Below are 19,041 nucleotides of genomic sequence, written 5' to 3'. Positions count from 1 at the left end.
TTGCAACGTCTAGAACAGCTAAGGACCTGGCTTGCCGACGCCCAGCCCGGACGTGACTTCGAACTCGAGCCCGCCTCGGCCGACGCCAGCTTCCGCCGCTACTTCCGCGCCCGCTTTGCCGACGGCGGGCCCACGCGCATCGTCATGGACGCCCCGCCCGCCCAGGAAGACGTGCGCCCCTGGCTGCACGTTGCCGAGTTGTTCCGCAGCGCGGGCGCCCATGTGCCCGAGGTGCTCGCCCAGGATCTCGAGCGCGGCTTCCTCCTCCTATCCGACCTCGGCTCCACCACCTACCTGGCCGCGCTGCAGCGCTCGGCGGGCGAGGCGCCGGACTGCCCGCGCGCAGCCCATCTCTACGCCGACGCGCTCGGTGCCCTTGCAGCGATCCAGTGCGCCAGCCGCCCCGGCGTGCTGCCGGTATACGACCGCAGCCTGCTCCTGCGCGAGATGCAGCTCTTCCCCGATTGGTATGTGGCTCGCCACAAGGGCATCAGCCTGAGCGAGGCCGAGGCCGCCATGCTCGACGAGACCTTCGAGAAGATCCTCGCGGTCAACCTCGCCGAGCCCCAGGTGTTCGTGCATCGCGACTTTCACTCGCGCAACCTGATGCTGCTCGAGCCCACCGCCGGCCTCGGCGCCAACCCGGGCGTCATCGACTTCCAGGACGCGGTGTACGGCCCGATCAGCTACGACCTGGTGTCCTTGTTCAAGGACGCCTACATACGCTGGGACGAAGAGTTCATCCTCGACATGCTGATCCGCTACTGGGAAGCAGCGAAAAAACTCGGCCTGCCCGTACGCGCCGAGTTCGCCGACTTCCACCGCGACTTCGAATGGATGGGCGTGCAGCGCCACATCAAGGTCCTCGGCATCTTCGCCCGCCTCTACCACCGTGACGGCAAGGACGGCTACCTCGCCGACATGCCGCTGGTGATGGACTACCTGCGCCGCGCCTGCAAGCGCTGGCGCGACCTCGGCCCGCTGCTCAAGCTGCTCGACCGCCTCGAGCCCGAAGACGTCCAGATCGGCTACACCTTCTGATGGCAAGCACCCGAGCCATGATCCTCGCCGCCGGCCGCGGCGAGCGCATGCGCCCACTCACCGATCACACGCCCAAGCCGCTGCTGGCGGTGGGTGGCAAACCGCTGATCGTCTGGCACATCGAGCGTTTGCGCGCCGCCGGTTTCACCGAACTGGTGATCAACCACGCCCATCTGGGCTTCCGCCTCGAGGACGCGCTGGGCGACGGCGCGGCCTTCGGCGTGCGCATCGCCTGGTCGCCGGAAGCCGCTGCGCTCGAAACCGCCGGTGGAATCCGCCATGCGCTGCCGCTACTGGGCGATGCGCCCTTCGTCGTGGTCAATGGCGACGTCTTCTGCGACGCCGACCTCGCCGCCCTGCGCGCGGCCGCCCGGCGCCTGGATGGCGACGGTGCGCTCGCCCACCTGCTGCTCGTCGACAACCCGGCACACCACCCGGACGGCGACTTCCATCTTGATGGTAACGGCCTTATCCATGACGACTGCGCACCATGCCTGACCTTCGCCGGCCTGGGCGCCTACCACCCCGCGCTGTTCGACGGCCTGCCCGACCCCGCACCAGCCAAGCTCGGGCCGCTCCTGCGCAGCGCCATGCACATCGGGCGCGTCCGCGGCGAGCACCACCGCGGACGCTGGATCGACGTCGGCACCCCTGAGCGGCTGGCAGAACTGGATCGCGAGCTCCTCACCACTGGACAGCGCCACGCTTGACCCCCCCCCCGGAGCGGTGCCAGCCGCGAACTTCTGGAGCTTGCGACAAGCACTATCGCCTCCAACCCCTCGCGGCTGGCGCCGCTCCCACTGGGGGGGTGATCGTCCGCAGCAGGATGCTGTGGGAGCGGCGCAAGCCGCGAGCCTTTCTCGGTATCCCACCAAGACACGTCGCCCCCCAACCAGCTCCCGCCGCTCCGAACGCGGTGCCATAATCCCGGCCATGAACGCCCTCACTACCCCCAGCCTCGCCGCATCCCTGGACCCCACCCCCTTCCGCGCCCGCCGCGCTCGCCTGCTCGCGCGCATGCAGGCCGCGGGCGGCGGCGTCGCCATCCTGCCCACCGCCCCCGAGCGCGTGCGCACCCGCGACGCCCACTACGCCTACCGCCACGACAGCTACTTCTACTACCTCACCGCCTTTCGAGAACCCGAGGCGGTGGTCGTGCTGGTGGCCGGCAAGGACACCAAGCAGATCCTGTTCTGCCGCGAGAAGAACGAGGAGCGCGAGATCTGGGACGGCTACCGCTGGGGCCCGGACGCCGCACGCGAGGCCTTCGGCTTCGACGAGGCGTGGACCATCGGCGACCTCGAGAAGCGCCTGCCCGACTACCTCGCTGACCAGCCCCTGCTGTGGACCAGCCTCGGCTACGACAACGACTGGGACGCCAAGGTACTGGGCGCGCTCAACGCCGTGCGCGACAAGGCCCGCAGCGGCCTCACCCCACCGCACTCGGTGCGCGACCTGCGCGCCGAACTCGATGAGATGCGCCTGGTCAAGGACGCTGCCGAGCTCGCCACCATGCGCCGCGCGGCGCAGATCTCCGCCGCCGCGCACTGCCGCGCGATGCGCGCCACCCGCCCGGGGCGCTTCGAATACGAGATCGAGGCCGAGCTGCTGCACGCCTTCCGCGCCGCCGGCAGCCAGGCGCCGGCCTATACCTCGATCGTGGCCGGCGGCGCCAACGCCTGCGTGCTGCACTACGTCGACAACGACCAGCCCCTGGCCGACGGCGCACTGCTGCTGATCGACGCCGGCTGCGAGCTCGACGGCTACGCCTCGGACATCACCCGGACCTTTCCGATCAATGGGCGCTTCTCCGCCCCCCAGCGTGATACCTACGAAATCGTGCTCGCGGCCCAGGCGGCAGCGCGCGACGCCACCCGCCCGGGCGCGCACTGGAACGAGCCGCACGACGCCGCGGTGAAGGTGCTCGCCCAGGGCATGCTCGACCTCGGCCTGCTCAAGGGCAGCCTCGACACCGTGCTCGAAAACGGCGACTACCGTCGCTTCTACATGCACCGCACCGGCCACTGGCTGGGCATGGACGTGCACGATGCCGGCGAGTACAAGCTCGGCGGCGAGTGGCGAGCGCTGGTCGAGGGCATGGTGCTGACCATCGAGCCGGGCATGTACATCCGCCCGGCCGACGACGTGCCGGAGGCCTTCTGGAACATCGGCATCCGCATCGAGGACGACGCCATCGTCACCGCTGACGGCTGCGAGCTGATCACCGAAGGCGTGCCCAAGGCGGTCGCCGAGATCGAGGCGCTGATGCGCGAGGCGCGCCATGGCTGAAACGGCGGCCAGCCACGTGCATGACCTGCTCATCGTCGGCGCCGGGCCGGTCGGCCTGGCGCTTGCACTGACGCTCAAGGACGCCGGTCTCGATATCGTGCTCGCCGACACCCGCCCACGCGAGGCCGTCACCCGAGACCCGCGCGACCTGGCGCTTGCGCACGGCACCGGGCTCACGTTGCAAGGCCTCGGTGTCTGGGATGCACTTCCCAAGACCGCGATCGCACACATCCACATCTCGCACCAGGGCGGCCTCGGCCGCACTCTGATCGATGCCAGCGAGCACGACCTGCCCGCGCTCGGCTACGTCGTCCCGGCGGGCGCCCTCGCCGCAGCCCTGCGTGCCCGGGTGGACGCCGCAGGCATCCCGGTGTTTGACGAAACCGAAGTGAGCCAGCTCGCCCCCGGCGCCGACGACGTCATCGCCAGCCTCTCTGGTCCGGGCAGGCCCGCCGCAACCCTGCGCTCGCGGCTCGCGGCCTGCGCCGAGGGAGGCCTGCGCGCCGACGACGGCAACGTGATCGAGCACGACTACGGCCAGCACGCGCTCATCGCCGACGTGCAGGTCGCCGGCGGTCACCGCGCCACCGCATTCGAGCGCTTCACCTCGCAAGGCCCGGTGGCGCTGCTGCCCAAGGGCGAAGGCTACGCGCTGGTGCATGTCGCCCGCCCCGAGACCGCCGACGAACTGCTCGCGCTCGACGATGCCGCCTACCTCGCCCGCCTGCAGACCCACATCGGTGGCCGCGCCCGCCTCACCAGCGTCGGCCCACGCCTGCGCTACCCGTTGGTACTGCGCTACCGGCGCTCGACGATTGCCGAGCGCACGGTGTGGCTCGGCAATGCCGCGCAGACCCTGCACCCGGTCGCCGGCCAGGGTTTCAACCTGGCGCTGCGCGACGTCTGGGCACTCGCCGAGACACTGCTGCGTAAGGTGGATTCGCACGCGCTTGGCGCGCACGGCGAAAAAACGTGCGTCCGCGAGGATATCGGCCGTGCCGAAGTCCTCGCGGCCTATGCGCGCGCGCGCGGCCTGGACCGCCTGGGCACGATCCGCTTCACCGACACCCTGGTGCGGGTGTTCAGCAACGACTTCGCGCCGCTGCGCCACGCTCGCGGCGCAGCGCTGGTCGCGCTCGACCTGCTGCCGCCACTACGCCATTTCGTCGCCCGCCGCATGATGTTCGGCGCCCGCGCCTGGCCCTGACCGGGGCGGGCACCCATCAAACCCTCGCGGCTGGCGCCGCTCCTACAGGGGGTTCCCGGCCGCACTTGCTCCACGGCACACGCCGCGAGCGCTCATGAACGGCGCCCGAGATCGGGCGCCGCGCGGGTCAGAAAGCCGGCACCACCGCGCCCTGGTACTTGTCGGCGATGAACTGCCGCACTTCTTCAGAGTTGAGCGCCGCAGCCAGCTTCTTCATCGCCGCGCTGTCGGCGTTGTCCTCGCGCGCCACCAGCAGGTTGGCGTACGGCGAGCTGGCGTCCTCGATGAACAGCGAGTCCTGCAGCGGATTCAGCCTGGCCTCGATCGCGTAGTTGGTGTTGATCACCGCCAGGTCGACCTGGTTGAGGATGCGCGGCAGGGTCGCCGCCTCAAGCTCGCGGATGCGCAGCTTCTTGGGATTGGCCGCGATGTCCTTCTGCGTCGCCGACACACTGTTGATGTCCTTCAGCGTGATCAGGCCGTTCTTGGCCATCAGCAGCAGTGCGCGGCCGGAGTTTGAGGGGTCGTTGGGAATCGCCACGGTGGCGCCGTCCGGGATATCGGTTGCGGCCTTGTGCTTGGCGGAATAGGCACCGAGCGGCTCGACGTGCACCTTGGTCACCACGACCTGGATGTCGTTCTTCTGCTTCTGCTTGAAGGCGTCCAGATAGGGTTGATGCAGGAAGAAGTTGCCGTCGACGCGCTTCTCGTTGGTCTGCATCGAGGGCTGGACGTAGTCGGTGAATACCTTCACCTCCAGTTCCACGCCGTCCTTGGCCAGCAACGGCTTGACGAATTCGAGGATCTCGGCATGCGGCACCGGGGTGGCGGCGATGACCAGGCGGTCGGCTGCGGACGCGTTGGCAGCGGCGCCCAGGGTAAGGGCGCCAAGACTGGCGATGAAGAGTTTGCGCAGGGTATGCGACATGGACAGCTCCTTTGTGAGGATCACTTGCGGGTGAAATACAGCACCAGGCGGTCGCCCGAGTACTGGATGATCTGCACCAGCACCACCAGCAGAGCGACGGTGATCACCATCACCTCGGTCTGGAAGCGCTGATAGCCGAAACGGATGGCGAGGTCGCCGAGGCCGCCGCCGCCGATCACGCCCGACATTGCGGCATAGGACATCAGCGTGATCGCGGTTACCGTCACTGCGGCGATCAGGCCCGGCAGGGCCTCGGGCAACAGGGCGCCGAAGATGATGCGCCAGGTGCGGATACCCATCGCCTGGCAGGCCTCGATGACGCCGCGATCGACTTCGCGCAGCACGTTCTCGACCAGGCGGGCAAAGAAAGGCGCCGTGCCCACCACCAGCGGCGGGATCGCGCCTTCGACGCCGAGCGAGGTGCCGATCAGGATCACCGTCACCGGGATCATCACGATCAGCAGGATCAGGAAGGGCACCGAGCGCAGCACATTGACCACGAAGGACAGCACTGCATAGACGAAGCCCTGCTCCAGCAGCTGCCGCCTGGCGGTGACGAACAGCAGGATGCCCAGCGGCAGGCCGAGCAGGATGGTGAAGAACAGCGACACGCCGGTCATCACCAGGGTCTCCCAGGTGGCGACGCCGATGTCGCTCCAGTCGATGACGGACAGGTCCATTACTGCAGCACCTCGTGGTGGATCTGGTGGCGGTCGAGCTCGGCGAACACGGCACCGATATCATCCTCGCTACCCTCGAGTTCGAGCAGCAGCTGACCGAAAGGTACGTCCTTGATGCTCGACACCTCCCCCTGCAGGATCGTGATTTGCACCTTGGCGCCGGCCATGATGCGACTGAGGATGGGCTGGTAGGTGACGTCGCCGATGTAGGTCAGACGTACCAGGGTGCCGCGCAGCTTGTCGCTCATGTAAGCATGTGCCGGATCGTAACTGGCCGCGGCGAGCGCGTCGCTCTGCGCCACCATGCTGCGTGTCACCGGATGCTGCGGATGCAGGAACACGTCGGCCACCCTGCCCGCTTCGACGATGCGCCCACCGTCGATCACCGCGACGCGGTCGCAGATCGTGCGGATGACCTGCATCTCGTGGGTGATCAGTACGATGGTGAGGCCGAGCTGGCGGTTGATGTCGAGCAGCAGGCGCAGGATGGACTGCGTGGTCTCGGGGTCGAGCGCCGAGGTCGCCTCGTCGCACAGCAACAGCTGCGGCCGGTTGGCGAGCGCACGTGCGATGCCCACGCGCTGCTTCTGGCCGCCTGAGAGCTGCGAGGGGTACTTGTGGCCATGCTCGGAAAGCCCCACCAGCGCCAGCAACTCCTTCACGCGCGCGGCGCGCGCGGTGGCGTCGGTGTGGCCGGTCGCCTTCAGCGGCCAGTCGATGTTATCGGCCACCGTCTTGGCGTTGAGCAGATTGAAGTGCTGGAAGATCATGCCGACACGCCGGCGCAGCGCGTACAGGCCTTCGCTGTCGAGCGAGGTGATGTCTTCGCCGTCAATCAGCACGCGCCCGGCCGAGGGGCGCTCGAGCAGGTTGAGGGTGCGGATCAGCGTACTCTTGCCTGCGCCCGAACGGCCGATGATGCCGAACACCTCGCCGGCGCCGATCTCCAGGCTGACGTCGGCGAGCGCGGAGACGTCGCGGCCGTCGGCAGCGCGATAGGTCTTGTGCAGGTTCTCGATGCGGATCACGGTGAGCGCCCGGGCAGGAAAAAACCTGCGATCTTACCCCTAGCTCAGACTCGACACCACCACGCCGAACTTGTAGGCTCGCCGCCACCCTGGCAAGCATCCGCTCTATTGTGCGCCCCGTTGCGCGCCCCCGCATTCATCAAGGAACGCACACCATGCAGCACGACGACCACCGCAGGCCTGGCGCCAACTTCGCCCCCGCCACCCTCGCCGCCCAGGGCCTCGGCGCGAGCACGATGCCGCACCGCGACATCGTGCCGCCGATCCATATGGCGAGCACCTTCGAGCGTGCCGAGGATGGCAGCCTGCCGGGCGGCCGCATCTACGCCCGCGACGCCAGCCCGGCCTACGACCCTGCCGAAGCCCTGCTGTGCGAGCTCGAAGGCGGCGCGGCGGCGGCATTGTTCGCCTCCGGCATGGCCGCCGCATCGGCTGTGCTGCTGGCACTCAAGCCGGGCGCACGCATCGTCGCTCCCCACGACATGTACTGGTCGCTGCGCAACTGGTTGATCGGCTTCTCCGCCAACTGGCAGATCGACCTCGATTTCTATGCCGACATCGACGAACTCGCCGGATTGCTGCAGGCGCCGGCCGATCTGGTATGGGCCGAGACCCCCGCCAACCCGACCTGGGACATCATCGATATCGCCCGCGCGGCCAGGCTCGCCCACGCCGCCGGCGCCCGTCTGGTGGTGGACTCCACGGTACCGACCCCGGTCTTCACCCGCCCGCTGGCGCTCGGTGCAGATATCGTCATGCACTCGGCGACCAAGTACCTCAACGGTCATTCCGACGTCGTCGCGGGCGTGCTCGTCACCGCCGCCGCCGACGATTTCTGGAGTCGCATAAAGACCGCACGTGCAGCCGGCGGCGCCGTCCTCGGCCCCTTTGAGGCCTGGCTGCTCAACCGCGGCCTGCGCACGCTGTTTCCGCGCGTACGCACGGCGGCAGCGTCGGCGCTGCACATCGCACAGCACTTCGAACACCATCCCGCCGTGCTCGAAGTGCGCTACCCCGGCCTCCCCAGCCACCCCGGCCATGCTATCGCCTGCAGGCAGATGATCGGCGGCTTCGGGGCCATGTTGTCGCTGCGGGTGCGCGGTGGCGCCGCGGCGGCGCACGAGGTGGCCGCCCGGGTGCGCATCTTCCGGCGCGCAACCTCGCTCGGCTCGGTGGAAAGCCTCATCGAGCACCGCGCCATGGTCGAAGGACCGGGCACGCGCTGCCCCGACGACCTGCTGCGCCTGTCGGTGGGCATCGAGGACACCGAGGACCTCGTTGCCGATCTGGAGCAGGCACTGGCTTGCTGCCCCGCCGGCGCGCAACCGAGCACCTGAGCGCTTGCCGCATGTACCAATGCAGCGTTGTCATTACGCTGCACTGCGACAGCCGACACGCCAAGGGTTTGAACGATGGGGTAAAATGCCGGGCTTTCATCGCTCGCTCCCGCCCATGCAGTTCGCCGGCTTCACCTTGCGCAACAATCTCTTCGTCGCTCCGATGGCCGGGGTGACGGATCGTCCTTTCCGCCAGTTGTGCAAGAAACTGGGCGCAGGCGTGGCCGTGTCCGAGATGGTGACGTCCAACTCCCTGCTCTATGGCAGCGAAAAGACCCGTCGCCGTGCAGATCACACCGGCGAGGTCGACCCGATCTCGGTGCAGATTGCCGGCGCCGACCCGGCAATGATGGCCGAGGCCGCAAAGTACAACGCCGACAATGGCGCGCAGATCATCGACATCAACATGGGTTGCCCGGCCAAGAAGGTGTGCAACGTGATGGCTGGCTCGGCGCTGATGCAGGACGAACCGCTGGTGGCGCGCATCCTCGAAGCGGTGGTCAAGGCCGTGCCCGATACCCCGGTCACGCTCAAGTTCCGCACCGGCTGGAACCGTGCCAACAAGAACGCGCCGACGATAGCCCGCATCGCCGAGGCGTCCGGCATCCGCGCCATCGCCATCCACGGCCGCACCCGCGCCGACCAGTACATGGGCGAGGCCGAGTACGACACCATCGCCCACGTCAAGACGCTGGTGAGCATCCCGGTGATCGCCAACGGCGACATCACCAGCCCCCAAAAAGCGAAGCACGTCCTTGACTACACCGGCGCCGATGGCGTCATGATCGGGCGCGCCGCACAGGGCCGGCCGTGGATCTTCCGCGAGATCGAGCACTACCTCGCCACCGGCGAGCTGATGCCGCCGCCGCTGGTGAGCGAGATCCATCAGGTCTGCCGCGAACACCTCGCCGACCTGTACGGCTTCTACGGCGACGAGCGCGGCGTCAAGATCGCGCGCAAGCACATCTCCTGGTACACCAAGGGCCTGGTCGGCTCGGCGGCGTTCCGCCGGGCGATGAACCAGATCCCCGACATTCCCGCCCAGCTCGCCGCCGTTGACGACTTCTTCGGCCAGCTAGCCGAGGCCGATGCGCGCCTGAGCTACGAAGCCGACGAAAACCTGCAGGAACTCGCCGCATGAGCCGCAACAACGAGATCGCGGACGCCGTCGTTCGCACCCTGGATCAGTATTTCCGCGACCTCGACGGCGAGAAACCGGGCGCCATCCATGACATGGTGATCCGTAACGTCGAACGCCCGATGCTGCAGTTCGTTCTCGAGCAGGCCAAGGGCAACCAGACGGTCGCCGCCGAGATGCTGGGCATCAACCGCAACACGCTGCGCCGCAAGCTCACCGACTACGAACTGCTGTAAGCCGCCACCGCGCGCCCTTCGGCTCGAACCGGAAGGCGCGGCGCGCACCTCGACCCTCCGTTTTTCTCAATCCTCAGCCCAGTCACCACGATGAACGTCACCCAAGCCCTGATCAGTGTTTCCGACAAACGCGGCGTGCTCGAATTCGCCCGCGAGCTCTCCGCGCTCGGCGTCAAGCTGCTGTCGACCGGCGGCACCGCCAGCCTGTTGCGCGAAGCCGGCCTCGAGGTGACAGACGTTTCCGAGCACACCGGCTTCCCGGAGATGCTCGACGGCCGCGTCAAGACCCTGCACCCCAAGGTGCATGGCGGCATCCTCGCCCGTCGTGATCTCGCCGAGCACATGGACACGATCGCTGCACACGACATCGGCCGCATCGACCTCGTGGTGGTGAACCTCTACCCCTTCCAGCAGACCGTGGCCAAGCCCGACTGCTCGCTGGAAGATGCGATCGAGAACATCGACATCGGCGGCCCCACCATGGTGCGCGCCGCGGCCAAGAACCACGGCAACGAAGACGGCGGTGTCGGCATCGTCACCGACCCCGAGGACTACGCCGGCATCGTCGCCGAGCTCAAGTCCAACGCCGGCAAGCTCAGCCACAAGACCCGCTTCGCGCTCGCGGTGAAGGCCTTCACCCACACTGCGCGCTACGACTCGGCGATCTCCAACTACCTCACCGCGCTGGTCACCAACGAGGCCGGCGACGTGTCGCTGCAGACCTACCCCGAGCGCCTGCAGCTCGCCTTCGACAAGGTGCAGGACCTGCGCTACGGCGAGAACCCGCACCAGACAGCGGCCTTCTACCGCCAACCGGGCGCAGCCGAGGGTGGCGTTGCCGGCTACACCCAGCTGCAGGGCAAGGAGCTGTCGTACAACAACATCGACGACGCCGACGCAGCCTGGGAATGCGTCAAGGCCTTCGACGGCCCGGCCGCCGCCTGTGTCATCGTCAAGCACGCCAACCCCTGCGGCGTGGCCGTCGCCGCCAACCCGCTCGAAGCCTACAAGAAAGCCTTCGCCACCGACCCGACCTCTGCCTTCGGCGGCATCATCGCCTTCAACGGCGAGGTTGACCGTGCCGCCGCGGAAGCGGTGTCGGCGCAGTTCCTGGAGGTGCTGATTGCGCCGTCCTACACTGCCGACGCGCTCGAACTGCTCGCCGGCAAGAAGAACGTGCGCGTGCTCACCTGCCCGCTCGGCCAGCCCGCAGGCGCCTTCGACTACAAGCGTGTCGGTGGCGGCCTGCTCGTGCAGAGCGCCGACGAGGCTCGCATCCAGGTCGCCGACCTCAAGGTCGTCACCCAGCGCGCACCGACTGACGCCGAGATGCGCGACATGCTGTTCGCCTGGCGCGTGGCCAAGTACGTCAAGTCCAACGCCATCGTGTACTGCAAGGACGGCATGACCATCGGCGTCGGCGCCGGCCAGATGAGCCGCGTCGACTCCGCCCGCATTGCCAAGATCAAGGCCGAGAACGCCGGTCTGCAGATCGCCGGCTGCGTGGTCGCCTCCGACGCCTTCTTCCCCTTCCGTGATGGCCTCGACGTGCTCGCCCAGGCTGGCGCCACGGCGGTGATCCAGCCGGGCGGCTCGATGCGCGACGAAGAGGTCATCGCCGCCGCCAACGAGCAGAACATCGCCATGGTGTTCACCGGCTTCCGCCACTTCCGCCACTAATAACGACATCCTCCCCGCAGAGATCCGGAGCAGCTCATGAAAGTCCTCGTCATCGGTTCAGGCGGTCGCGAACACGCGCTGGCCTGGAAGCTCGCCCAGTCGCCCAAGGTCACCCGCGTGCTGGTGGCGCCGGGCAACCCCGGCACCGCTGCCGAGAAGCTGCTGCAGAACGTACCGGTCACCGATATCAAGGTGCTGGTCGAACTCGCCAAGCGCGAGCAGGTCGCCTTCACCGTGGTCGGCCCCGAAGCCCCGCTCGCGGCCGGCGTTGTGGACGCCTTCCGCGCCGCCGGCCTGCCGATCTTCGGCCCCACCAAGGCGGCTGCGCAGCTCGAGAGCTCGAAGGACTTCGCCAAGCAGTTCCTCGTCCGCCACAACATCCCGACCGCGAAGTACCAGACCTTCTCGGACGCTGCCGAGGCGCACGCCTACATCGACACCGAGGGCGCGCCGATCGTGATCAAGGCCGACGGCCTGGCTGCGGGCAAGGGCGTCGTGGTGGCGATGACGGCAGACGAGGCCCATGCCGCGATCGACATGATGCTGCTCGACAACAAGATGGGCGATGCCGGCGCGCGCGTGGTCATCGAGGAATTCATGGAGGGCGAGGAAGCCAGCTTCATCGTCATGGCCGACGGCAGGAACGCGCTCGCGCTCGCCACCAGCCAGGACCACAAGCGCCTCAAGGACGGCGACCAGGGCCCCAATACCGGCGGCATGGGCGCGTATTCGCCCGCTCCGGTGGTGACCCCCGACGTGCATGCGCGCGTGATGCGCGAGATCATCAACCCGACGCTGGCCGGCATGACGGCCGACGGCGTGCCTTACACCGGTTTCCTCTATGCCGGGCTGATGATCGACGGCGACGGCCGTCCGCGCGTGGTCGAGTTCAACTGCCGCATGGGCGATCCGGAAACGCAACCGATCATGATGCGGCTCAAGACGGACCTCGCAGACCTCATCGAAGCGGCCATCGCCGGCAAGCTCGACCACACCGAAGCCGAGTGGGATCGCCGCTTTGCGCTGGGTGTTGTGCTGGCTGCCGCCGGCTACCCGGACAGCCCGCGCAAGGGCGACGCCATCACCGGCCTGCCCGCCAACGAGCTCGAGGACGTGCATGTGTTCCATGCCGGCACCGCCGACGAGGACGGCCAAGTCGTCACCGCCGGCGGCCGCGTGCTGTGCGTGACTGCGCTCGGCGACAACGTGCGCACGGCGCAGAAGCGCGCCTACGAGATCGCCGACATGATCCAATTCGAGGGCCGCCAGTACCGCCGCGACATCGGCCACCGCGCCATCGGCCGCAAGCTCTGATGACGATGCAGGCCGAGATCGTAAAGCCCTGGTTCACGGGGCTGCAGTCGCGCATCGTCGACCGCCTCGAAGCCTTCGATGGCGTCGCCTTCCGTGCCGACGGCTGGGAGCGCCCGGGCGGCGGTGGCGGGCTGACGCGAGTGATCGAGGACGGTAACTTCTTCGAGCGCGGCGGGGTCAACTTTTCCCACGTCACCGGCGACGCCATGCCGGCCTCGGCCACTGCCCACCGCCCCGAACTCGCCGGCCGGCGCTTCGAGGCCATGGGCGTGTCGCTCGTGCTGCACCCGCACAACCCCTGGTGCCCCACGGTGCACATGAACGTGCGCTGCTTCATCGCCATGGCCGAGGGCAAGGCCCCGGTGTGGTGGTTCGGCGGCGGCATGGACCTGACGCCGTATTACGGCTTCGAGGACGACGTCCGCCACTTCCACGCCACCTGCAAGGCAGCCGTGCTGCCCTGGGGCGGCGAGGCGGAACACCGCCGCCTCAAGGACTGGTGCGATCGTTACTTCTTTCTCAAGCACCGTAACGAGCCACGCGGCGTGGGCGGGCTGTTCTTCGACGATCTCGGCGCCGACGGCCAGACCGATTTCGATACCGCCTTCGGGCTGACACGCTCGGTCGGCGAAGCCTTCCTCGACGCCTACCTGCCGATCATCGAGCGCCGCAAGGACATTGCCTACGGCGAACGCGAGCGCGACTTCCAGGCCTACCGGCGCGGCCGCTACGTGGAGTTCAACCTGGTGTTCGACCGCGGCACGCTGTTCGGCCTGCAGTCCGGCGGTCGGACCGAATCGATCCTGATGTCGATGCCGCCGATCGTGAAGTGGCGCTACGACTGGCACCCCGAGCCCGGCAGCCCCGAGTCGCAGCTCTACGACATCTTTCTCAAGCCGCGGGACTGGGCCTGAGCCTAGCGCTTTGGGCTCGACGCAGGCGCAAAGGCCTTCAACCCCTCGCGGCTCGCGCCGCTCCTACAGGGGGCGACGCGCGTTGGGTTTGCTGTAGGCGCGGCGCCAGCCGCGAGCTTTTCATCGGCTGCCCACCCACCTCCGTCGCCTTCAACCCCTCGCGGCTCGCGCCGCTCCTACAGGGGGCGACGCGCGTTGGGTTTGCTGTAGGCGCGGCGCCAGCCGCGAGATTTTCTTCCTCCAAGCACACCTGCCATCCCTGGCCCTAGAAAGCGCAGAGGGCCGCAAACACTACGCCTGCGGCCCCCTCTGTGCCCTGCCCTGCGCTGCGCTGCCTTCAGGCCGCTGCGGCCGAGCCCACCTTCTCCGCCGCGGCACGGTAATGGCGCTGGGCGTCTGCCGGACGCTCGAGCGTGTCGAACAGGTGTGCCAGCGCAAGGTGCGTATCCACCGCCGGCGACTGCTTGAGCGAGGCTTCGAGGTAGCTCTGCGCCTTGCCCCACAGTTCACTGCGCCGGCACAGCTGGCCAAGGGCAAACAGCAGGCCGCTGTCCTGAGGATGCGCCTCGAGCCAGCCTTCGGCCTTCTGCAGGCAGCTGCGCGCATCCTCGTTCGACGCCGCGCAGTAGGCGTACAGGCGCGCCAGCGCCGTATCCCAGCGTTCGTCGAGCAGACGCTCGACCTGGCGCCGGACCGTCACACCATGGCCGGCGCGCGCCATCAGCGGCAGTGCGCGCTCCACCAGACCCCGATCCTGCAACTCGTCCTCGGGGATCTCCTTCCAGTACTGCGCAAGCGCCCCAGCGTCGCCCGCCAGCTGCTTCATGCGCTCGATGTGTGCCCGCCTCAGCTTGGGCGCGGCCTGCTCATCGCTGAGGGCCTTGTGCTTGCGCAGCTGGCGTACGTGATGCACCAACTCGTCCCAGCGCCCCAATGCCAGCGCCACACGTGACTCCAGCCGCAGCATGGCGATGTGCTTGTGCCCGGCATCGCGCAAGGTCTGCAGGCGGCTCGCGGCAACGTCGAACTGACGGCTTTCGATGGCGAGCTCGGCCTCGGTCATCAGGCGAGCTACTTCACTGCCCTTCTCTTCTGCGGCATGCCCCAGCCACTCCTGGTAACGGGCCTCGTCCTGCAGGCCGTGCGCCGCGCGCGCAGCCACCAGTGCAGCCATGGACGAGCCCGCGCTCGCAGTGTATGCAGTCGAGGCCGACTTGAGCGATTGCGAGAAACGGCCTTCGAACAGGGCATTGATCGCGCCATGCAGCGCGCGATCGGCCTTTTGCCGGCGTCGGCGCTCACGCCAGCTGGCAACCCGGGCAGGCAGACCCAGCGTGCGACCGATGACCTTGAGCAGCAGGTGGACGAGCAGCACGCCGACGACGAGCAGGACGATGAACAGGTTCAGCGAGATCTGCGCCCGCCAGGGCGACAGCACAACCAAGACATAGCCGTCATTCACACCGGCAACCATCGCCACGCCGACAGCGAGGGCGAAGATGCCGATCAACCAGATCAGTGCGCGCATCGACTGGCCCTCACTCGCTCACGGCCTGCGCCGCGCCTGCCGAATCGCCACCTTCCGTGCCCTCTCCAGCGTCGGCCTCCTGGGCTTCGGCGGCAACCTCGGCGGCCTCCACCGTCGTGCCCGCAGCGGGCGCAGCAGTCGGCGCAGCCGGTGCGGCCGCAGGGACGTCCTGTGCCGGCGTAGTGGGCACTTGCGGCCGACCGCTGCGCGCTTGCGCAAGGCGCAGCGCATTGAAGGTCTCGGACAGGTTGTGTGGCTCATAGCGCACCCGCACTGCCTCCAGGGTCTTGAGTTCAGTCAGCGCAGCCTGCACGCGAGCGTCACGCGGGTCGAAGAAACGCTCCACCCAGGCGCGAGCCTGCGCCAGGTCGGCCTCGTAGGTGCGGCCATCGCGGGCCAGCAGCGCGAGACGCGCGGTGAGCAGGCGGATCTTGAGGTTCTCGCGCAGGAAAGCGTTCTGCGCCGGCGCCAGCAACACCGGCTCTGCCTGGTCGAGACGCTCGACCCGGATAAGGGTGCGCACTTCGTGCCAGACGTCTGCCGCCAGCGCTTCGCCAAGGCGCCACGCGCTGGCCATCCAGCCTGCCAGCCCGGTGCTTTCGCCCGGTGCCAGATCGCGGCCAACCGCAGCCTCCACCGGCAACTGCCCCTCGAAGGCGAGCGGCAGAGCGTCGGCGCGCTCGAGCAGGCGCTCAAGGCGCAGGCTCAGGCCCGAGACGTCGAGTACCGGCTGCAACTTGAGCGCGTCGATGTCGTTTGCCAACGCACGCCGCAGCCCGGCAAGCTGCCCCCGATCATGCAGCGCGAGGCGGGATTCGGCCTCCTGCAGCGCAATCAGCGCAGCCTCGACGTTGCCGGCAATCTGCAACTGCTGTGCGGCGAGCACCACCGCCTGCTCGACCTCGGCAATCACGCCGTCTTCACGCGTACGCGAGAACTCCTGATAAAGGGCTTCGAGCGCAGCGGCCTGGCCTTCGGTCTCCTCGACCTTGGCGCTCAACGCACCCAGGCGGCCCTGAAGCGCGGCGATCACTTCCTGTTGCTGGCGCACGATGCCGCGCGCCTCGCTCGCCACCCGCTCGCCCTCGGACAGGCGTTGCGCCAGTTCCTCGCGCAGAACGGTCGCGCCGACCCGCGTGTCGCGTGCCTGCCACACTGCCCAGCCGGCAATGCCGATCGCCACCAAGGCCAGCAACAGTGCCCACCACGCGGCAGCGCTGCGGCGCGGCGCGGCCACCACCCCCTGCTCGGCTCCGCCCGCAGGCTGGACCACATCGGTTGAAGTCTCGGCCGACGAGGCGGCTTCGCCGCGCTCCACCGTATCGGCACTCGTGCTTGCAGCGGCCTGCTCGCCGCGCGCCGCGTCGAGGGCATCGTCCTTACGATCGGGATGGGCGCTCGCCGGCGGCTGCGTGAGGGCGGGAGTCTCTTCTTTCATGGCTTCAGTGTAACCAAAGTGGTCCTCAAGTGCCTGCATCAGGCCGTCATCACCGGCGGGCGCCTCGATCACGTCAGCGAAACCGGCCTCGCGGGCCTGCTCGACGATGCGTGGATGAGTGGCGAACACCTTTACCTGGCGCAGTGCCGCAAGCCCTTCAGCGCCGAGCATCTGCGCCAGGTTGCGGACGCCTTCACTGCTGGTCAGCAGCAGTGCGTCGACCTCACCGCGCCCCACCGGCTGCAACAACAGCGCAGGATCAAGCTCCGGACAGTAGCGCCGATAGCACGTGACATATTCAACACTGGCGCCGCGCTCGCGCAAGGTATCGGCAAGCAACTCGCGACCGCCGTCACCGCGGAAGATCAGCACCTTGCAGCCGGCCACAGCCTCTGCGGCAAACTCGGGAAGCGCAATCACAGCCTCGCTGTCGAACCCGACCTGCGGCGCAATGACCGCCTCAAAGCCATAGTCGCGCAGCACCCGCTCGCTGCCCTTGCCCACGGTCGACACGCGCAGGCCGGCCGGCCAGGCGCGCCGCGGCAGGATGTACTGCATCGCGTAGTTGGCGGCATTGGGGCTGACGAAGAACGCCAGCTGGAACTCGTCGAGGCGGGGTACCACGGCCTCGAGCTGGGCAGGATCGGGCGCCGCACCGATCGCAATCACCGGAAAGCGCAGGGCGCGGCCACCTGCGGCCTCGATGCGCCGGCACAGGTTGTCGGCCTGCTCCTGCGGGCGCATCACGACCAGGCAGCGCCCTGCGAGAGGGCCGGCGCCCGGACCGGGCGCGGACGGGAGAGCGGGGGCAGTCGCCATCAGCTGTGTTCGCCGTCAGCCGATATCGGCCAGGATCGCCTCGGCGCCCTGCGCGCGCAGATCTTCGGCCAGTGCGCGGCCAAGCGCGTCGGCATCGGCGGGCGCGCCCTCGCGTTCGGCACGGACGATCTCGCTGCCATCGGGGCGGGCGACGAAACCTCGCAGCCACAACTGCCCTCCGCGGATCACCGCGTAGGCACCCAGCGGCACCTCGCAGCTGCCGGCCAGTGCGCGTGCGACTGCACGCTCGGCGAGCACGCAGGCGGCAGTATCGGCATCGACCAGGGGTTGCAGCCAGGCAATGACATCGGGCCGCGCCGCCAGGCATTCGATACCGAGCGCGCCCTGTCCGGCGGCCGGCAGCGACACCTCGGCCGGCATCACCGAGCGGATGCGCTCGCCCAGTCCGAGCCGGGTCAGCCCGGCCGCGGCGAGGATGATTGCGTCGTACTGGCCTTCGTCGAGCTTGCGCAGACGGGTGTCGAGGTTGCCGCGCAAGCTGGTCACGGCAAGGAAGGGATACTGCGCATGGATCTGCGATTCGCGGCGCAGCGAGGACGTCCCCACCACAGCCCCAGGGGGCATGTCCGCCAGGCTGTCGTAGCGATTGGAGACGAAGGCGTCGAGCGGAACCTCGCGCTCCGTGATGCAGGGCAGCACGAACTCATCGCCCATCACCATCGGCACGTCCTTCATCGAATGCACGGCGATGTCGGCGCGCCCATCGAGCAGGGCTGTTTCCAGCTCCTTCACGAACAGGCCCTTGCCGCCAACCTTCGCGAGCGGGCGGTCGAGGATCTGGTCACCGCGCGTGGTCATGCCCAGAAGCTCGACATTGCAGCCGGGATACAATCCCTCGAGCCGGGCCTTGATGTGCTCGGCCTGCCACAGGGCGAGACGGCTTTCACGGGTAGCGATGACGATGCGCTCGGGGGTCGCTTGGCTCACGATGGATAACTCACGTAACAAGTAGGAAGGTGCCGGGTACGGCCAGATTTCGCCGCACTGCAGCATCAGGGTTCGCACCAATGGTGCGCGGACAGGCCGGGATTCTAGCATGCGTGCCGATCGCACTCTTTTCCCCACCGACCGCCTTGCCTGGCACGCAGCACATCTCTCTGCGACGCCGGGACGATGCACAACGCCGGGACGCCCTGACGTGAGCATGGACGATCAACGGCAGGTGCAGGGCCCCTAGACGACAACCAGGAAGACCAAGACACATGACCCAGGACAAGGACGCCCCGCTGCGTGAAGACATCCGCCTGCTCGGGCGCCTGCTCGGTGACACCGTGCGCGACCAGCAGGGTGCAGCCGCCTTCGAGCTGATCGAGCGCATCCGCCAGAACTCGGTGCGCTTCCGCCGCGACGACGACATTGCGGCCCGGCGCGAGCTCGAGGACATCCTCGATGCGCTGTCGCGCGACCAGACGATCCAGGTCGTGCGCGCCTTCAGCTACTTCT

Annotated in this window: 17 protein-coding genes; 11 read left to right on the top strand and 6 right to left on the bottom strand. The window is 68.2% G+C overall.

Annotation, left to right across the window (positions count from 1 at the left end; translation table 11 throughout):
• From P7F68_RS16980 to P7F68_RS16965, 4 genes are all read left to right on the top strand, one after another.
• A complete protein-coding gene (locus P7F68_RS16980; RefSeq protein ID WP_002929492.1) occupies positions 1-1,041 on the top strand; it encodes an aminoglycoside phosphotransferase family protein in 1,041 nt (346 codons plus the stop codon).
• 17 nt (positions 1,042-1,058) lie between these two features.
• Positions 1,059-1,751: an N-acetylmuramate alpha-1-phosphate uridylyltransferase MurU gene (murU, locus tag P7F68_RS16975; protein WP_277835001.1), complete on the top strand. Its 693-nt coding sequence runs from the start codon at positions 1,059-1,061 to the stop codon at positions 1,749-1,751.
• Between the two features lie 223 nt (positions 1,752-1,974).
• Positions 1,975-3,330 (top strand): aminopeptidase P N-terminal domain-containing protein, encoded by a 1,356-nt coding sequence (locus P7F68_RS16970; RefSeq protein ID WP_277834894.1) that lies wholly within the window; start codon positions 1,975-1,977, stop codon positions 3,328-3,330.
• Complete coding sequence (locus tag P7F68_RS16965) at positions 3,323-4,537, top strand: FAD-dependent monooxygenase (RefSeq protein WP_277834893.1); 1,215 nt, start codon at positions 3,323-3,325, stop codon at positions 4,535-4,537. The genes P7F68_RS16970 and P7F68_RS16965 overlap by 8 nt, the downstream gene beginning before the upstream one ends.
• A gap of 127 nt (positions 4,538-4,664) precedes the next feature.
• Here the strand turns inward: P7F68_RS16965 and P7F68_RS16960 are convergent, their stop codons facing one another.
• The 3 genes from P7F68_RS16960 to P7F68_RS16950 are packed head-to-tail and all read right to left on the bottom strand — an operon-like array spanning position 4,665 to position 7,173.
• A complete protein-coding gene (locus tag P7F68_RS16960) occupies positions 4,665-5,465 on the bottom strand; it encodes a MetQ/NlpA family ABC transporter substrate-binding protein (RefSeq protein ID WP_002945735.1) in 801 nt (266 codons plus the stop codon).
• Between the two features lie 20 nt (positions 5,466-5,485).
• The gene (locus P7F68_RS16955) at positions 5,486-6,145 is read right to left on the bottom strand and encodes a methionine ABC transporter permease (protein WP_002933214.1); all 660 of its coding nucleotides are present in this window, start codon (positions 6,143-6,145) and stop codon (positions 5,486-5,488) included.
• Entirely contained in the window at positions 6,145-7,173 is a 1,029-nt protein-coding gene (locus P7F68_RS16950) for a methionine ABC transporter ATP-binding protein (RefSeq protein WP_002933212.1), read from the bottom strand. Before P7F68_RS16950 ends, P7F68_RS16955 begins: the two co-directional genes overlap by 1 nt.
• A gap of 155 nt (positions 7,174-7,328) precedes the next feature.
• On the opposite strand from P7F68_RS16950, the gene P7F68_RS16945 reads away from it, so the two are divergent.
• From P7F68_RS16945 to hemF, 6 genes are all read left to right on the top strand, one after another.
• The gene (locus P7F68_RS16945) at positions 7,329-8,510 is read left to right on the top strand and encodes a trans-sulfuration enzyme family protein (protein ID WP_277834890.1); all 1,182 of its coding nucleotides are present in this window, start codon (positions 7,329-7,331) and stop codon (positions 8,508-8,510) included.
• A gap of 115 nt (positions 8,511-8,625) precedes the next feature.
• A complete protein-coding gene (gene dusB, locus P7F68_RS16940; RefSeq protein ID WP_037983335.1) occupies positions 8,626-9,651 on the top strand; it encodes a tRNA dihydrouridine synthase DusB in 1,026 nt (341 codons plus the stop codon).
• Positions 9,648-9,884, top strand: a complete 237-nt coding sequence (locus P7F68_RS16935) for a helix-turn-helix domain-containing protein (protein ID WP_002933202.1) — start codon at positions 9,648-9,650, stop codon at positions 9,882-9,884. The genes dusB and P7F68_RS16935 overlap by 4 nt, the downstream gene beginning before the upstream one ends.
• Positions 9,885-9,974: 90 nt before the next feature.
• On the top strand, positions 9,975-11,564 hold the full coding sequence (gene purH, locus P7F68_RS16930) for a bifunctional phosphoribosylaminoimidazolecarboxamide formyltransferase/IMP cyclohydrolase (protein ID WP_277834887.1): 1,590 nt from the start codon (positions 9,975-9,977) through the stop codon (positions 11,562-11,564).
• Positions 11,565-11,600: 36 nt separating this feature from the next.
• Positions 11,601-12,878: a phosphoribosylamine--glycine ligase gene (gene purD / locus P7F68_RS16925; protein ID WP_277834885.1), complete on the top strand. Its 1,278-nt coding sequence runs from the start codon at positions 11,601-11,603 to the stop codon at positions 12,876-12,878.
• A 5-nt stretch (positions 12,879-12,883) separates the two neighbouring features.
• Positions 12,884-13,792, top strand: coding sequence for an oxygen-dependent coproporphyrinogen oxidase (gene hemF / locus P7F68_RS16920; protein WP_277834997.1), 909 nt, complete (start codon positions 12,884-12,886; stop codon positions 13,790-13,792).
• Positions 13,793-14,129: 337 nt separating this feature from the next.
• Here the strand turns inward: hemF and P7F68_RS16915 are convergent, their stop codons facing one another.
• The 3 genes from P7F68_RS16915 to hemC form a co-directional block, all read right to left on the bottom strand.
• A complete protein-coding gene (locus P7F68_RS16915; RefSeq protein ID WP_004248898.1) occupies positions 14,130-15,320 on the bottom strand; it encodes a heme biosynthesis HemY N-terminal domain-containing protein in 1,191 nt (396 codons plus the stop codon).
• Between the two features lie 10 nt (positions 15,321-15,330).
• Entirely contained in the window at positions 15,331-17,502 is a 2,172-nt protein-coding gene (gene hemDX / locus P7F68_RS16910) for a fused uroporphyrinogen-III synthase HemD/membrane protein HemX (RefSeq protein ID WP_004248897.1), read from the bottom strand.
• A 90-nt stretch (positions 17,503-17,592) separates the two neighbouring features.
• The gene (hemC, locus tag P7F68_RS16905) at positions 17,593-18,525 is read right to left on the bottom strand and encodes a hydroxymethylbilane synthase (protein ID WP_004248895.1); all 933 of its coding nucleotides are present in this window, start codon (positions 18,523-18,525) and stop codon (positions 17,593-17,595) included.
• Between the two features lie 275 nt (positions 18,526-18,800).
• Between hemC and P7F68_RS16900 the strand changes: the two genes are divergently transcribed.
• Positions 18,801-19,041: phosphoenolpyruvate carboxylase (locus tag P7F68_RS16900; protein ID WP_277834882.1), on the top strand; the 241-nt coding region annotated here is incomplete at its 3' end.

The organism is Thauera mechernichensis, assembly GCF_029588855.1.
In the GTDB taxonomy this organism is placed as follows: Bacteria; Pseudomonadota; Gammaproteobacteria; order Burkholderiales; family Rhodocyclaceae; genus Thauera; species Thauera mechernichensis.
Note: the sequence above shows the minus strand (reverse complement) of the source record. Positions and strands in the feature narration are given on the sequence as shown.

What these genes read in the sequence shown, in the direction of transcription:
- murU (WP_277835001.1), top strand. Translation starts at nt 1,059, where the DNA reads ATGATCCTCGCCGCCGGCCGCGGCGAGCGCATGCGCCCACTCACCGAT.
- P7F68_RS16970 (WP_277834894.1), top strand. Translation starts at nt 1,975, where the DNA reads ATGAACGCCCTCACTACCCCCAGCCTCGCCGCATCCCTGGACCCCACC.
- P7F68_RS16965 (WP_277834893.1), top strand. Translation starts at nt 3,323, where the DNA reads ATGGCTGAAACGGCGGCCAGCCACGTGCATGACCTGCTCATCGTCGGC.
- P7F68_RS16960 (WP_002945735.1), bottom strand. Translation starts at nt 5,465, where the DNA reads ATGTCGCATACCCTGCGCAAACTCTTCATCGCCAGTCTTGGCGCCCTT.
- P7F68_RS16955 (WP_002933214.1), bottom strand. Translation starts at nt 6,145, where the DNA reads ATGGACCTGTCCGTCATCGACTGGAGCGACATCGGCGTCGCCACCTGG.
- P7F68_RS16945 (WP_277834890.1), top strand. Translation starts at nt 7,329, where the DNA reads ATGCAGCACGACGACCACCGCAGGCCTGGCGCCAACTTCGCCCCCGCC.
- dusB (WP_037983335.1), top strand. Translation starts at nt 8,626, where the DNA reads ATGCAGTTCGCCGGCTTCACCTTGCGCAACAATCTCTTCGTCGCTCCG.
- P7F68_RS16935 (WP_002933202.1), top strand. Translation starts at nt 9,648, where the DNA reads ATGAGCCGCAACAACGAGATCGCGGACGCCGTCGTTCGCACCCTGGAT.
- purH (WP_277834887.1), top strand. Translation starts at nt 9,975, where the DNA reads ATGAACGTCACCCAAGCCCTGATCAGTGTTTCCGACAAACGCGGCGTG.
- purD (WP_277834885.1), top strand. Translation starts at nt 11,601, where the DNA reads ATGAAAGTCCTCGTCATCGGTTCAGGCGGTCGCGAACACGCGCTGGCC.
- hemF (WP_277834997.1), top strand. Translation starts at nt 12,884, where the DNA reads ATGCAGGCCGAGATCGTAAAGCCCTGGTTCACGGGGCTGCAGTCGCGC.
- P7F68_RS16915 (WP_004248898.1), bottom strand. Translation starts at nt 15,320, where the DNA reads ATGCGCGCACTGATCTGGTTGATCGGCATCTTCGCCCTCGCTGTCGGC.
- hemDX (WP_004248897.1), bottom strand. Translation starts at nt 17,502, where the DNA reads ATGCGCCCGCAGGAGCAGGCCGACAACCTGTGCCGGCGCATCGAGGCC.